Below are 13,331 nucleotides of genomic sequence, written 5' to 3'. Positions count from 1 at the left end.
ACCAGATCTTCCCAGTTCACGAGACTTGAGAGCGGGTACACATGGGCAAGCTTGACGGCAAGATTGCACTCATCACGGGCGCCGGGCAGGGTATCGGCCGGGGCATCGCGCACGCGCTGGCCAAGGAGGGCGTGTCGATCGCCGTCGCCGGACGCACCGAGTCCAAGCTCGTCAAGACGGTCGAACAGATCGAGGCATACGGCGGCAAGGCGATACCCGTTCGGTGCGACGTCAGCAACGCGGACGACATCGAGGCGGCTGTCGAGCAGACGCTCGGGTTCTTCGGCGGTGTCGACATCCTCGTCAACAACGCCAACGACTGTGGCCCCGGACCGCTGCTGTCCGTCAAGGACGACGACTTCGAGCGGTCGTTCAAGACCGGCCCGCTCGCGACGCTGCGCCTGATGCGCGCGTGCTACCCGTCGATGAAGGAGCGCGGTGGCGGTTCGATCATCAACCTCGTGACGTCGGCGGCGGTCCGCTGGGACGCGAGCGACTACGGCGCCTACGGCTCGATCAAGGAGGGCATGCGCTCGCTGACCCGCGCTGCTGCCTGCGAGTGGGGTGTCGACGGCATCCGCGTCAACTCCATCGCGCCGCACGCGATGTCGCCGGCCCTCGAGGGTTGGATCGCGGCACGTCCCGAGGAGGCCGAGGCGTTCAAGGCCAGCATCCCGCTGCGCCGCATCGGTGACGCGGAGACCGACATCGGCCGCGCGGTCGTGTTCCTCGTCGGTGAGGACGCCGGCTACCTCACCGGTGCCACGATCCCGCTCGACGGCGGGCAGTCCCGCTGGGGCTGATACCCGTGGATGCGCGCACGGCCCCGAATCGGATCCTGCTGCTCGGCGCGGATCCGGCGATCGGTGAGGCCGTGCGCGTCGCCGTCGGCGACACCGCAACAATCGTCCGGCCCGCCGAGCGAACCGTCGATGCGGTGCGGGCGCTGATCCCGGAGGTCGACGTCGTCGTCGCCGACTGGAGTGGGGCATTGCCTCTCGGGCCGGCGGAAGCGGAGTTGGGCGCGCACCTGCGCCTGATCCAGCAACCCGGCGTCGGGATCGCCTACATCGACGTCGATGCCTGGACGCGCGCCGGGGTTCCGGTGGCGAACACACCCGGCGGCAACGCGGCGTCCGTCGCCGAATGGGCGGTGGCGGCCACCGCGAACCTGTGCCGATCGATCGGGTGGGCGGACGCCGAGATGCGTTCCGGGCGTTGGCCGCAGTCGTCGATCCTGCAGCGCGACAGTCGCGACCTTGGCGATCGCCGCATCGGACTGGTCGGCTTCGGCGACATCAACCGTCGTTGCGCCGCGTTGTTCCGGGCGTTCGGGTGCGAGGTCGCGTACCACTCGCGTCGACCGGATCCGGAGTCCGCGGTGCCGTACCGCGCACTTGACGACCTCCTGATGGAATCTGACGTCGTGGTGGTCGCGGTCCCGCTCACCGCCGAGACCCGGGGGCTGATCGCGGCGCGTGAGTTCGCGCTGCTTGCACCGGAAGCGCTGGTCGTCAATGTCGCTCGCGGTCCCGTCGTGGACGAGGTGGCACTCGCTGACGCCATCCGCTCGGGTGCGGTGGCCGGTGCGGCACTGGACGTCTTCGCGCGCGAACCGATCGAGGCCGACAGCCCGCTGTTCGGCCTCGACAACGTGCTCCTGAGTCCGCACATCGCCGGCGGCAGTTCGACGGCCCGCGAACGAATGTTCCGCATGACCGGGGAGAACGTTGCGCGGGTGTGCCGCGGCGAGGCGCCGCTGTGGACGGTCGGCTGAGCCCGCCCCGCTCGTCTCCGAATCGACCGGTACCGAATCGAACGTTCGATGCGCCGTGAGTGATTCGGCGATCGAGAGCAGGATCGAGGGCGTTTGTCGGTGGTCGATTGTTCGTGCCGAGCAGCCTTCACGATCCGCTGATAGCGTACGAACCGTACCAATCGGTTCCTGCTCTACCGACAGACAAGGGGTGTCGAAATGTTCAGCACGAATGATCTTTTCACCATCATCCTCAACCTGGCGTTCTCGGCGGGCTCATCCGGGTTCCAGGTCAGCGGCTCGGGCGGTGGCCCGGTCGACCCGCCGACGTAACGACCGACGCTTCACGAGAATCGGCTGTGCGCCGGACGAAACCGTCCGGCGCACAGCCCTTTCGCTCCGGCGCACAGCCCTTTCGCTTCGAGCATCTCGAAGACCGGGTGTCTCGAGACGCGAAATGCGCGGTGCGCGGGACCTCCCCCTGCCGCGCACCGCACACTCGCGCCGTGACCCTGCTTTCTAGAGCAGGTGGACCTTCTTGTACAGCAGCTTCGACGGACCGCCGACGAGTCCGACGCTGTCGAGGAAGCTCATGAGCTTGGAACCCGATGTGCGGATCTTGTCGTGGTGGTACTTGTTCGCGCGGGCGACCTCGAGGGCGCGCTCCTTGTCGAGACCGGCGTTCGCGTAGACGTCGGGGTGGATCATGCTCTTCATGACGAAGTAGACGGTGGCCGCGGTGCTGACGCGTTCGAAGGCTCGTCGGGCACGCGATGCGCCCTCCAGTCGCCGCGTCACCTCCTCGCGGGCGAAGCGGATGTGCCGGGCCTCTTCGAGGACGTGAATCTTGCTGACCGTGCGCGTGATCGGCTGGACCCGCTCGTCTTTCATGAAGTCACGCTGCATCATGTCGAGGATCTCCTCGGCCGCCATGACGCTCGCGTACGCGTTGGCGCCGCGGAACAGCCCGCCCCAGAGTCGACCGGCTTTGTGGATGAACGTGATCGGGCCGTAGTCGGGCATCCCGAACTTCTCGCCGGCGCGCGCGAACATCACCGAGTGGCGGCACTCGTCGGCCACCTCGGTGAGCGCGAACTGCACGTGGCGCGAGTGCTTGTCGCGTCCGTAGACGTCGCGCAGCAGCATCTGCATCAGCAGGATCTCGAACCACAGTCCGACGCTCGAGACGCTCGCCGCCTCGTGCTTGGTGACCTCGATCTTCTGCTCGTCGGTGAGTTCGTCCCACATCGCGGTGCCGTACAGCGTGCTCCACTCGGGAGTGAGGCCGAACTTGTCGTGGGGCACCGGGGCGTTCCAGTCGACCTCGACCATCGGGTCGTACGACTTGCGCGCGGACGAGGCCAGCAACCGCTGCGCGGTCTCCTCGCGATCGGTCACCGCGGGAGCGGTGCGGGTCGACGGAGTCGCAGTGGTCATGACTTCCCCTCGTCTTGTCACGGCCGCAGTCGCGGCGAGCCATCTGTGTGTGACTACTGGTAACTGTTAGCTGAACCATACAATGGACATTGTCACGATGGCAATGGGTAGCGCGCCGACGAGGAGGCGCGCCGGCGCTACCGGACGTTCCCCAGTTCGGCGGCCACGTCGCGGACCAGCGCTCCGACCTCGGCGAAGCGGTCCGGCGTCAGGCGGGTGTCCGGGCCGCTGACGACGACCGCGCCGATCGGGTGTCCGGACGAATTCAGCACTGCGGCCGCGATGCTGGTCGATCCTGGCGCGATCGCGCCCTCGCACACCGACCATCCCCGGGTGCGAATCTCCGCGTATCCGGCGTCGTCCAGGAGCGCTTCGGGGTGGGATGTCAGGGCTGTGCGCGCTTCCGGGGTCAGTCGTGCACACACCGCGCGACCCGCGGCGCTCACCTCCGGCGGATGGATCTGGCCGACTTGCAGCGCGGTGCGGACGATCTGCTTCCCTTCTGCGACATCGACGACCGCGATCGCCCCGTCATCGACTATCGCCAGGTGTGCGGTCTCGCCCGTCGCGTCGCGCAGTGAGCCGAGGAGGGCGCGTGCGCGGATCGGCAATGGCGACGACGCGATCGCACGACCCGCGACAATCAATGGCTTGGTGGACACTTCCCACCTCGGGGGTGAATCCGGAAGCGGGTGAATCCATCCCGCGTCGTGGAGTGTCGCGAGGGTGCGCTGCAGGGCGCTCTTGTCCTCGTCGAGCAGTCGGGACAGTTCGGTCAGCCCGACCGGCTGGTGCGCGGCGACGGCCTCGACGACGCGGAGGCCGCGCGCGAGGGTGCCCAATGTCTTGACTGCGATCTGGATCACCCCTAATGTGTATCCGTAAGTGATACTTAGTATCACATAGTGATACATCGCGTGGCAAGGTGGCTCCTGAAGTCGCCTCCGTGATTCCCCGAAGGAGTACGCCGTGACGGCTGTCAACCAGGAACTCGACCCCGAACTCTTCAACCCCGAGCCCGAACCGGCCGACGTCAAGTACACGGTCATCTCCGTCGACGACCATGTGGTCGAGCCGGCACATCTGTTCGAGACGTGGATGCCGGCGTCGCTCAAGGATCGCGGCCCGAAGATCCTGGAGGGTGAGGACGGTTCGCAGGTCTGGGAGTTCGACGGCAACATCTACTCCCAGGTGGGGATGAACGCCGTCGCCGGCCGCCGGAAGGAGTCCGTCAAGTACGAGCCGTTCCGCTTCGACCAGATGCGTCCCGGCTGTTACGACATTCATGCCCGCGTCAAGGACATGGACAAGGGCGGCATCTGGGCGATGCTCAACTTCCCGTCGCAGATCACCGGCTTCTGCGGCCGCGTCTTCGCACACGCCTCCGACAAGGAGGTGGGCATCGCGGCGGTGCGCGCCTGGAACGACTGGCTCTACAACGAGTGGCACCTCGAGTACCCGACCCGCGTGATCCCCGGCGGCATCACCTACCTCACCGATCCGGTCGAGGCCGTCAAGGAGATCGAGCGCAACGCGGCGCGCGGCTTCACGTCGGTCACCTTCCCCGAGCGTCCGCACGCCATCGGCCTTCCCTCGCTGTGGGATCGCGACCACTGGGATCCGATCATTCAGGCCTGTGTCGACACCGACACCGTCATCTCGCTGCATGTGGGCAGCTCGGGCATGTATGCGTATCCGCAGGGCGCGCCGGGGCTCCAGTTGGGCGCCACCATGTTCGGTCAGCTTTCACTCGGCGCGTGCAGTGAATGGCTGTGGTCGGGGTACCCCAAGGAGCATCCGACCCTCAAGATCGCGATGAGCGAGGGTGGCATCGGCTGGGTGCCGATGCTGATCGACCGCCTCGACAACATCATCGACCGCTCCGGCTACGGTCTGGGCTGGGACGAGCGCCCGTCGGACATCCTGCGACGCAACTTCTGGTTCTGCACGTTGGACGACCCGTCCACCATCGCGCTGCGTCACGTCATCGGTGTCGAGAACATCATGCTCGAGACGGACTACCCGCACGGTGACGGAACCTGGCCACACACCCAGAGCGTCCTCGAGAACTATTGGGGCGACATTCCGGCGAACGAGATGCGCGCGATGTGCAGCGAGAACGCCGCCAAGCTGTACCGCCACCCGCTGCCCGAGATCGTCCTGCCCCGAGGCTGAGGGGGGAGAGGCTTGCTCGTCGACGTGGGTGAAGTCGAGATTGCCACGCGGGTGGTCGGTTCGGGCCCGCCTGTGCTGCTCCTACACGGGTATCCGCAGACGCGCCGCGTCTGGCAGCGGGTCGCGGATGCCCTCGCCGATCGCTTCACCGTCGTGACCACAGATCTTCGGGGGTACGGCGACAGCAGTAAACCGGCGGGCGACGACGCCCACGCGACGTATTCCAAGCGCGCGATGGCCGGCGACCAGGTAGAAGTCATGCGCAGGTTGGGCTTCGAAAGATTTGCGGTCGCCGGCCACGACCGGGGTGCGAGGGTGGTGCATCGCATGTGCCTCGATCACCCGGAGCGGGTGGTGCAGGCCGCACTGCTCGACATCCTGCCGACGTCGGAGGTCTACGCGACGACCGATCGGCAGTTGGCGACGATGTACTTCCACTGGTTCTTCCTGATCCGGCCGCATGCACTCGCCGAACAGTTGATCGACGGAAACCCGGATGCGTGGATGGACAACGTGCTCGGCCTGGCGGGCGGGGCGGACTCCACGATGTCGGCGGAGGACGTCGAGCACTACAAGCGCTACTTCCGTGATCCGGCGGTCGTCCACGCGACGTGTGAGGACTATCGGGCCGGTGCGTCCGTCGATCTCGAGCACGACGCGCTCGATGCGGGTCGTCGGATCGCCTGCCCGGTGCTCGTGCTGTGGGGTGACCGCGGCCCGCTCACCCGGCGCGAGCATCCGCTGACCGTCTGGAAGCGTTTTGCGCACGACGTCACCGGAGTAGCCGTCCCGGGCGGGCACTTCTTCATCGACGACTCGCCGGACGACGTCGCCGGCGCAATCGCGGAGTTCTTCGCACCGTGGCGGCGCGGCGAACTCGACTGAGCGTCAACCGGGGCCGTCGTGCCTCGCAACACAAGAGGAGTTTCTACGTTGGAATTCACGCCTACCGCGGATCGACTGATCCCCGAACTCGATCCGCGCGAAGAGATCGTCATGCTCGGCCGCACCCTCTGGAACGAGGGCTACCGCGACAACCTGGCGGGCCACATCACCTACAACCTGGGTGACGGCACGCTGCTGTGCAATCCGTGGCTGCTGACGTGGGAGGAGATGTGCCCCGAGGATCTTCTGCGAATCGATCTGCAGGGCAATCTGATCGAGGGTGACTGGCCGGTGCCGCTCGGCATTCCGCTGCACCTCGCGCTGCACAACGCCCGCCCGGAGGTGGTGTGGGCGCTACACAATCACTCCGAGTACGGCACGGTCTGGGGCGACATCAAGGAAGTACCGCCCGCGTACGACCAGAGCTCGAGCCTCGGCGGCGGCGAGCTGGTCCTGGTCGACGAGTACGACGGCGCCGTCAACAGTATGGAAGCCGCCGAAAAGGCGGTCCGCGCGATCGGTGATGCGGATCGCGCGCTGCTCGGCGGTCACGGTGTCTTCGTCATCGCGGACACTGCGCGTGCAGTGTTCCTCCGTGCGGTCGCGCTCGAACAGCGCTGCAAGAACGCATGGATGGTGCGGGTGGCCGGCGGTCCCGACAAGACGTCGCTCCCCGACTGGTGGCTGGACAGGCAGCTGAAGAACGACGGCAATGGCTACCACGGCTTCTGGGAGGCCGCGGTGCGCAAGGAACTTCGCGCCGATCCCGCACTCGCGCAGAAGATCCTGTCGCGGCCGCGATGATCATGTCGTCGATCCCCGTCGAGGCGGAGGCGGACCACGTTGCGGCCCGTCCCGCCTCGGCGGACCGCGTAGCGGACACCTTCACGTGCCGCGAGGTCATCCGGATCATCTCCGGCATCGAGCGCCGTCCACTCGGCGAGCGCCTCGACGAGTACTACTGGGCTGAACTGCTGGGTGGATGTACCGAATCCGAGGTCCTGGAGGCGACGTGGGATCACTACCGTCGTCACTCGCGTCCGATCTGGCCGGCCGACATCCTCGCCTCGGTGGAGTCGCGGCGGGCAGACGGACAGCGGACGTCGCGATGACGTCGACGGTGGTCCTCGTCCCCGAGGAACGTGGTGTGTCGGTTCTCGGGAAACTGCCGGGTATCCGTCCGGTCGTGTACGACCCGGAGTCGGGTCGCCTCCCGGACAGTGCCCGCGACGCAGAGATTTTGGTGGCGAACCGGATCGATCCCGCGACCGCAGGTGCGCTGTTCGCACAGCTGCCGCGACTGCGCATGGTGCAGTTGTTCAGTTCGGGGGTCGAGCGCTGGACGAACGTCGTACCCGACGGTGTCGTCTTGTCGAATGCCGACCACGCGCACGGCGGTGCGGTGGCCGAGTGGGTGGTGGCGCAACTGCTCGCTCACGTCCGCGATCTCGCGGGCTACCGGATCAAACAGGAGAACCGGCAGTGGCAGGCGCATCGCACCGGAACCCTCTCCGGCAGTAAAGTGCTCGTGTTCGGCGCCGGCGACATCGGTGAGAACCTTCTTCGACGGCTCGAGCCGTTCGGCTGTACGGTCACCCTCGTCGGACGGACGGCACGGGCAGGCGTCCTGGACCTCCACCAGGCGCGGTCCGTGGTCGGGGACCAGGATGTCGTGATCCTGGCTCTGCCTCTGGACGACTCGACGGTGCGACTCGCGGATGCGGATTTCCTCGAATCGATGAAGGGTGGTGCGGTGCTGATCAATGCAGGACGCGGTGAACTCGTGGACACGGACGCCCTTCTGGAGGCGGCCGGGCGCGTGTACGCCATTCTCGATGTCACCGATCCCGAACCCCTTCCCGCGGATCACGACCTGTGGTCCGCGCCGGGCGTCGTGGTGACGCCGCACGCCGCGGGCATCACCGACGATGTGCTCGACCGGTGCTGGGCTGCGGCCGCACGCAAGATCGGCCGCTACGTCGACAGTTCCACCGTGACGGCCGCCTCGTGAAGGCGTTCGGATTCGACTGGCGCTGGTCCGGTTCTGCAGACCTCCTGAGCGTCGACGACTACCGGCGCGTCGCGGGCCGGAAGGTGCCGCGCATGGTGTGGGCGTACATCGAGGGCGGCGCCGACGATCTGCGGACCGTCGCCGGCAACCGTTCGGCCTTCGACGACTGGTGGCTCGTGCCGAGCGTTCTCGCCGGTCACGACTCCCATGACCTGTCCACCACGGTTGCGGGGCTGCCCGTTTCGATGCCGGTCCTCACCGCGCCCACGGGATTCAACGGACTCACCCGGTGGAGCGGTGACCTCGACACGATCCGCGCCGCGGAGCGCGTGGGGACGCGGTGCGTCGTGAGCACGGCGTCCACGTGGTCGGTCGAGGAGGTCGCGAGCGCGGCTCGGGAACAGCACGCATTTCAGCTGTACCCCGGCTCGGGTGGCGTCGCGGCGGCCCTCATGCGTCGCGCGTGGGACGCCGGGTTCCGGTCGCTGTTCGTGACGGTCGACGTGCCGGCCGTCGGAAACCGCGAGGGCGAGAAGCGGGCCGGGATGGGTGTCCCACCCGTTCTCACGCCGCGCCGTCTGCTCGACGTCTCCCGCCACCCGCGGTGGGCCTACGACGTTGTGCGACATCGGCGGATCGGTGGCCGCAACCTCGCGTCCGGTGACGGTGTGACCGCCGCGCTCGCATCGATCGAGGTGCAGGAACGCCACCTCGTGCAGTCGAGGCTGAACTGGGACGACCTTGCCTGGATGCGTGACAACTGGCAGGGCCGCCTCTTCGTGAAGGGAGTGCTGCGGGCCGACGACGCAGTCCGGGCGGTCGATCTCGGTCTCGACGGCGTCGTCGTGTCGAATCACGGTGGTCGCCAACTGGACAGTTGCGTGCCGTCGGTGACGGCCCTGCCGGAAGTTGCCGATGCCGTCGCCGGGCGGGCGGAAGTTCTCCTCGACGGCGGGATACGGCGCGGTACGGACGTGATCAAAGCCCTCGCCCTCGGGGCCGACGCGGTGCTCGTCGGCAGGCCGTGCCTGTACGGGATGGCGGTGGCGGGTGAGCAGGGCGTCGAGCACGTGCTGACGATCCTGCGTGCGGAGATCGAACGCGGGCTGACTCTGCTTGGTGTGCGCGACGTCCGGGATCTCGACCGTTCCCACGTGCGTCCGGTGTCGATCGGAGATCAGAACGGGGTTTCGATCCCCTTGATTGCCACCCAGTGAGACCCGCGCCACAAAAGCGTCGAATTCCTCTGTATCAAGAATCCCGTTCCAGAAATCTGCCTGCTCGAGGAGGACTGCTATGGGTAACCCGGTGATCGTGGATGCGGCGAGGTCGCCGATCGGTCGGCGTGGCGGGTGGCTGTCGGGCCTACACGCCACGGAACTGCTGGGTGCCGTCCAGTCCGGGCTTCTCGAGCGGATGGGGGTCGATTCGGCGATCGTCGAGCAGGTGATCGGCGGATGTGTCACGCAGGCGGGAGAGCAGGCGTCGAACGTCAGCCGTAACGCGTGGCTGCATGCGGGTCTGCCGGAACGCACGGGTGTGACGACGATCGACGCCCAGTGCGGTTCGGGTCAGCAGTCGGTGCACCTGATCGCTGCGCAGATCGCTGCGGGTGTCATCGACGCGGGCATGGCATGTGGTGTGGAGGCGATGTCGCGGGTGCCGTTGCTGTCCAACATCAAGGGCGACTTCGGCAGCCCCAAGCCCCCGAACTGGACGGTCGATATCCCGGCGCAGTTCGAGGGTGCCGACCGGATCGCGCGCCGACGCGGCCTCACGCGCGAGGACCTCGACGCGTTCGGCCTGCGCTCGCAGCAGCGGGCGGCGCAGGCGTGGGCGGAAGGCCGGTTCGATCGGCAGATCATTCCGGTGAAGGCTCCCGGCACGGACGGCGGCGCCCCGGCCGAGGTCTCGCGTGATCAGGGTCTGCGGGAGACGTCGATGGAGGCGCTCGCGAAACTGAAGCCGATTCTCGAGGGCGGCCTGCACACCGCGGGTACGTCGTCGCAGATATCCGACGGTGCCGCCGCGGCGCTGTTGATGGACGAGGCGCGTGCCCGTGACCTCGGTCTGCGACCGCGGGCGCGAATCGTCTCCCAGTGCCTCATCGGCGCGGAGACGCATTTCCTGCTCGACGGTCCGGTGCAGGCTACCGAGTACCTGCTCGACCGAACCGGGCTGTCGGTCAAGGACATCGACCTGTTCGAGGTCAACGAGGCGTTCGCTGCCGTCCCGATGTCGATGGCGCGCGTGCACGGTGTGGACGAGGACCGGCTCAACGTCAACGGTGGTGCGGTCGCGCTCGGTCATCCTGTCGGGTCGTCCGGCGTCCGGCTGATCGCGGCGGTCATAGACGAACTGGAGCGTCGCGACGGTGAGCGTGCTCTCGTCGCGGTGTGTGCCGGCGGCGCGATGGCAACGGGAGCGATCGTCGAAAGGGTGTGATGTAGTGCAGCTCACCGGGCTGGACGGCAAGGTTGCCGTCGTCACGGGTGCCGGTCGGATGCGTTCGATCGGCCGGGAAATCGCGGTCGAACTCGCCCGTGCCGGTTGCGACGTCGTCGTCACCGGCACAGGTCGGACGCCGGATCGCTTCACCGACGAGGAGAAGGCCGCCGGTTGGCGTGACATCGAATCCGTCGCCGACGAGATCCGTGGGCTCGGGCGTCGGGCCCTCGCCCTCGTGACGGACGTCGCCGACGAGGACGCCGTGAACAAACTGCTGACCAGGGTTCGGGACGAGTTCGGCGGCGTGGACGTTCTCGTCAACAACGCCGCCGCCGCGCGCGGTGGTGATCGCGTTCCCGTGACCGAACTCGACGTCGAGGTCTGGGATCGCGTGCTGCGGGTGAACCTGCGCGGGACCTTCCTGATGAGCCGGGCATTCGCGCGAGCGATGGTCGAGCGAAACGTGGGTGGGTGCATCGTCAACATTTCCTCGATCGGCGGGAAGTTGGGTGGTGCCGACACCGCCGCGTACGCCGCGTCGAAGGCCGCGGTGCAGTCGTTGACATCGTCGATGGCGAAGGAACTCGGGCCGTCGGGGATTCGAGTGAACGCGTTGTGCCCTGGCGTAACCTCCACAAGCCGGCTCGACGACTGGCCGGCCGACGTGTGGCAGCGATACGTCGAGGCCAACATCCCGTTGAGGCGCGCCGGTGATCCGCGTGAGGTAGCTTGGGCTGCAGTCTTTCTGGCCAGTGAGCAGGCCGGATGGGTAAGCGGCCAGTCCTGGAACGTCGACGGCGGCCAATTGACCGTTCGTTGATCGGTATCGGCGCCGCCGGCCCCGACCGACAAGTCCTCGAGAGGTGTAGAGATGTCCGACCTTCGTCGTGCGCCGGATGCGCGCGCGGAAGCCATCGCGCGGCTGACCGCGCCGGGTGCCCCGTTCGAAATCGTCGAGGAGCAGGTGCGCGGAGCGGCGATGCCGGTGTTCCGCAACAGGTACCGGTCCCTGCACAAACTTCTCGTCGACTCCGCCCGCTACGGTGACGCCGAGTACCTGGTGTGCGACGACCTCCGGCTGACGTTCATCGAGCATCTCGATCGGGTCGCGTCGCTCGCATCCGAGTTGCGTTCGCGGTACGGCATCGCGGAGGGCGATCGGGTCGCGATCCTGTCCGCCAACAACGCCGAGTGGATCATGACATTCTGGGCGGCGACCGCGCTGGGCGCCGTCACCGTCGGTATGAACTCGCTGTGGTCGGCCCGCGAGATCGCCTACGGTGTCGAGCTGTCCGAGCCGCACCTGATCGTGGCGGATGCGTCCCGCCGAGAGCTGCTCGGCGAGGTGAACGTCCCCGTCCTGTCGGTCGAGGTGGACATTCCGGCACTGTCGACGGCCCGGCCGGGTGCAGCACTGCCGGAGCCGGTGGTGGACGAGGAGGATCCGGCGGTCATCCTCTTCACCAGCGGCACGACAGGACGTCCCAAGGGGGCTACGCATTCCCAGCGGAACATGATGGCCGCGGTGGACTTCCACCGGTTCAACGATGCATTGGCGGCCGAGTTCGGACGTGCTCCGAGCGGTCGTCGATTCCTGCTCGCGACGCCGCTCTTCCACATTGCCGCCCTGCACAACCTCGCGGTTCCCCGTCTCGCTTTCGGTGACACCGCGGTGATCACCACCGGCCGATTCGACATCGACCGCGTGCTCCGTCTCATCGAGAGGGAGCGGTTGACCAACTGGGGAGCCGTCCCCACCATGGTGAGCCGGCTGGTCGAGCACGGAGACCTCTCGGCTTACGATCTGTCTTCGCTGCAGACGATCTCGGTAAGCTCGGCGCCGTCGTCGGCCGCTCTCAAGGAACGGCTGCGGAAGGCCCTCCCGGCAGCGGAGCGGTCCCTCGGAACCACGTACGGGCTCACCGAGTCCTCCTCCGCGGCGACACTCGCAACGGCGGCGGACCTGGCCGAACGCCCCGACACCGTGGGTGCGCCTGTGCCCACCATGCGGGTCGAGGTTCGAGACGGCGCCGGGCAGCCCGTGCCGGACGGCGTCGAGGGCGAGATCTACCTGCGCGGTCCGCTCGTGATGCTGGGGTACTGGAACAACCCCGAGGCGACTGCGGCGAGCATCGACGACATCGGGTGGATGCGGACCGGTGACCTGGGGACCATGGAGGACGGACACCTCCGGATCACCAGTCGCCGTTCGGATCTCATCCTGCGTGGTGGCGAGAACGTCTATCCGGCCGAGGTCGAGGACGTACTCGCGGAGCATCCGGAGGTGCGCGAGTGCATCGTGCTGGGCGTCGAACACGCCGACCTGGGCGAAGAGGTGTGCGCTGTTGTCGTGACCTCCAACGACGACGCGGTCACCGTCGATGAGCTCCAGTCATTCATGTCGGAACGCATTGCGCGGTACAAGGTGCCGAGTAGATGGATCCTGAGGGATGAGGAGTTGCCGCGTAACGCGACCGGCAAGGTCAAGCGGGTGGAGGTTCTGGCTACTCTGTAGTAAGTTGACCGCCCGAAAATTGCTGTAGCCAAAAGGATCCGGCCGGCGCGCACCGTATGGGTGTGGGTCGGCTCGATGCTGTCTCCATTCGGCCTCGAGGTTCG

Annotated in this window: 13 protein-coding genes; 11 read left to right on the top strand and 2 right to left on the bottom strand. The window is 67.2% G+C overall.

Translation table 11 applies throughout. The features are described 5' to 3' along the window. The first annotated feature begins 41 nt into the window (after positions 1-41). Together C8K36_RS18095 and C8K36_RS18090 are read left to right on the top strand one after the other, a co-directional pair. Positions 42-803 carry an SDR family NAD(P)-dependent oxidoreductase gene (locus tag C8K36_RS18095; protein ID WP_107985906.1) on the top strand — a complete coding sequence of 254 codons (762 nt, stop codon included), beginning with the start codon at positions 42-44 and terminating at the stop codon, positions 801-803. A 5-nt stretch (positions 804-808) separates the two neighbouring features. Further along, positions 809-1,777 carry a 2-hydroxyacid dehydrogenase gene (locus tag C8K36_RS18090; RefSeq protein WP_107985905.1) on the top strand — a complete coding sequence of 323 codons (969 nt, stop codon included), beginning with the start codon at positions 809-811 and terminating at the stop codon, positions 1,775-1,777. A 498-nt stretch (positions 1,778-2,275) separates the two neighbouring features. Here the strand turns inward: C8K36_RS18090 and C8K36_RS18085 are convergent, their stop codons facing one another. After that, positions 2,276-3,193, bottom strand: a complete 918-nt coding sequence (locus C8K36_RS18085; protein WP_107985904.1) for an AurF N-oxygenase family protein — start codon at positions 3,191-3,193, stop codon at positions 2,276-2,278. 137 nt (positions 3,194-3,330) lie between these two features. Beyond that, positions 3,331-4,059, bottom strand: a complete 729-nt coding sequence (locus tag C8K36_RS18080; protein ID WP_107985903.1) for an IclR family transcriptional regulator — start codon at positions 4,057-4,059, stop codon at positions 3,331-3,333. A gap of 103 nt (positions 4,060-4,162) precedes the next feature. Here C8K36_RS18080 and C8K36_RS18075 point away from each other — a divergent pair, with 103 nt between their 5' ends. The 9 genes from C8K36_RS18075 (at position 4,163) to C8K36_RS18035 (ending at position 13,227) form a co-directional block, all read left to right on the top strand. Beyond that, on the top strand, positions 4,163-5,368 hold the full coding sequence (locus C8K36_RS18075) for an amidohydrolase family protein (RefSeq protein ID WP_107985902.1): 1,206 nt from the start codon (positions 4,163-4,165) through the stop codon (positions 5,366-5,368). 24 nt (positions 5,369-5,392) lie between these two features. Further along, positions 5,393-6,253, top strand: coding sequence for an alpha/beta fold hydrolase (locus C8K36_RS18070; protein ID WP_258195483.1), 861 nt, complete (start codon positions 5,393-5,395; stop codon positions 6,251-6,253). 48 nt (positions 6,254-6,301) lie between these two features. Next, entirely contained in the window at positions 6,302-7,057 is a 756-nt protein-coding gene (locus C8K36_RS18065; protein WP_107985900.1) for a class II aldolase/adducin family protein, read from the top strand. A gap of 2 nt (positions 7,058-7,059) precedes the next feature. Beyond that, positions 7,060-7,365 carry a galactose-1-phosphate uridylyltransferase gene (locus tag C8K36_RS18060; protein WP_258195482.1) on the top strand — a complete coding sequence of 102 codons (306 nt, stop codon included), beginning with the start codon at positions 7,060-7,062 and terminating at the stop codon, positions 7,363-7,365. Next, entirely contained in the window at positions 7,362-8,264 is a 903-nt protein-coding gene (locus C8K36_RS18055) for an NAD(P)-dependent oxidoreductase (RefSeq protein ID WP_107985898.1), read from the top strand. The genes C8K36_RS18060 and C8K36_RS18055 overlap by 4 nt, the downstream gene beginning before the upstream one ends. Continuing rightward, positions 8,261-9,481, top strand: a complete 1,221-nt coding sequence (locus C8K36_RS18050) for an alpha-hydroxy acid oxidase (RefSeq protein ID WP_107985897.1) — start codon at positions 8,261-8,263, stop codon at positions 9,479-9,481. The genes C8K36_RS18055 and C8K36_RS18050 overlap by 4 nt, the downstream gene beginning before the upstream one ends. Positions 9,482-9,560: 79 nt before the next feature. Then, on the top strand, positions 9,561-10,709 hold the full coding sequence (locus C8K36_RS18045; RefSeq protein ID WP_107985896.1) for a steroid 3-ketoacyl-CoA thiolase: 1,149 nt from the start codon (positions 9,561-9,563) through the stop codon (positions 10,707-10,709). A 4-nt stretch (positions 10,710-10,713) separates the two neighbouring features. Next, on the top strand, positions 10,714-11,532 hold the full coding sequence (locus C8K36_RS18040) for an SDR family NAD(P)-dependent oxidoreductase (RefSeq protein ID WP_258195481.1): 819 nt from the start codon (positions 10,714-10,716) through the stop codon (positions 11,530-11,532). A gap of 51 nt (positions 11,533-11,583) precedes the next feature. Then, complete coding sequence (locus C8K36_RS18035; protein ID WP_107985895.1) at positions 11,584-13,227, top strand: class I adenylate-forming enzyme family protein; 1,644 nt, start codon at positions 11,584-11,586, stop codon at positions 13,225-13,227. Positions 13,228-13,331: the final 104 nt, after the last annotated feature.

This window comes from Rhodococcus sp. OK519 (assembly GCF_003051005.1).
Classification (GTDB): domain Bacteria; phylum Actinomycetota; class Actinomycetes; order Mycobacteriales; family Mycobacteriaceae; genus Prescottella.
The sequence above is the reverse complement of the archived record's forward strand: the minus strand, read 5'-3'. Positions and strand labels throughout refer to the sequence as shown.

Bases quoted from the DNA above. Each gene is read 5' to 3' on its own strand.
- C8K36_RS18060 (WP_258195482.1), top strand. From the start codon at position 7,060: ATGTCGTCGATCCCCGTCGAGGCGGAGGCGGACCACGTTGCGGCCCGT.
- C8K36_RS18055 (WP_107985898.1), top strand. From the start codon at position 7,362: ATGACGTCGACGGTGGTCCTCGTCCCCGAGGAACGTGGTGTGTCGGTT.
- C8K36_RS18045 (WP_107985896.1), top strand. From the start codon at position 9,561: ATGGGTAACCCGGTGATCGTGGATGCGGCGAGGTCGCCGATCGGTCGG.
- C8K36_RS18035 (WP_107985895.1), top strand. From the start codon at position 11,584: ATGTCCGACCTTCGTCGTGCGCCGGATGCGCGCGCGGAAGCCATCGCG.
- C8K36_RS18095 (WP_107985906.1), top strand. From the start codon at position 42: ATGGGCAAGCTTGACGGCAAGATTGCACTCATCACGGGCGCCGGGCAG.
- C8K36_RS18085 (WP_107985904.1), bottom strand. From the start codon at position 3,193: ATGACCACTGCGACTCCGTCGACCCGCACCGCTCCCGCGGTGACCGAT.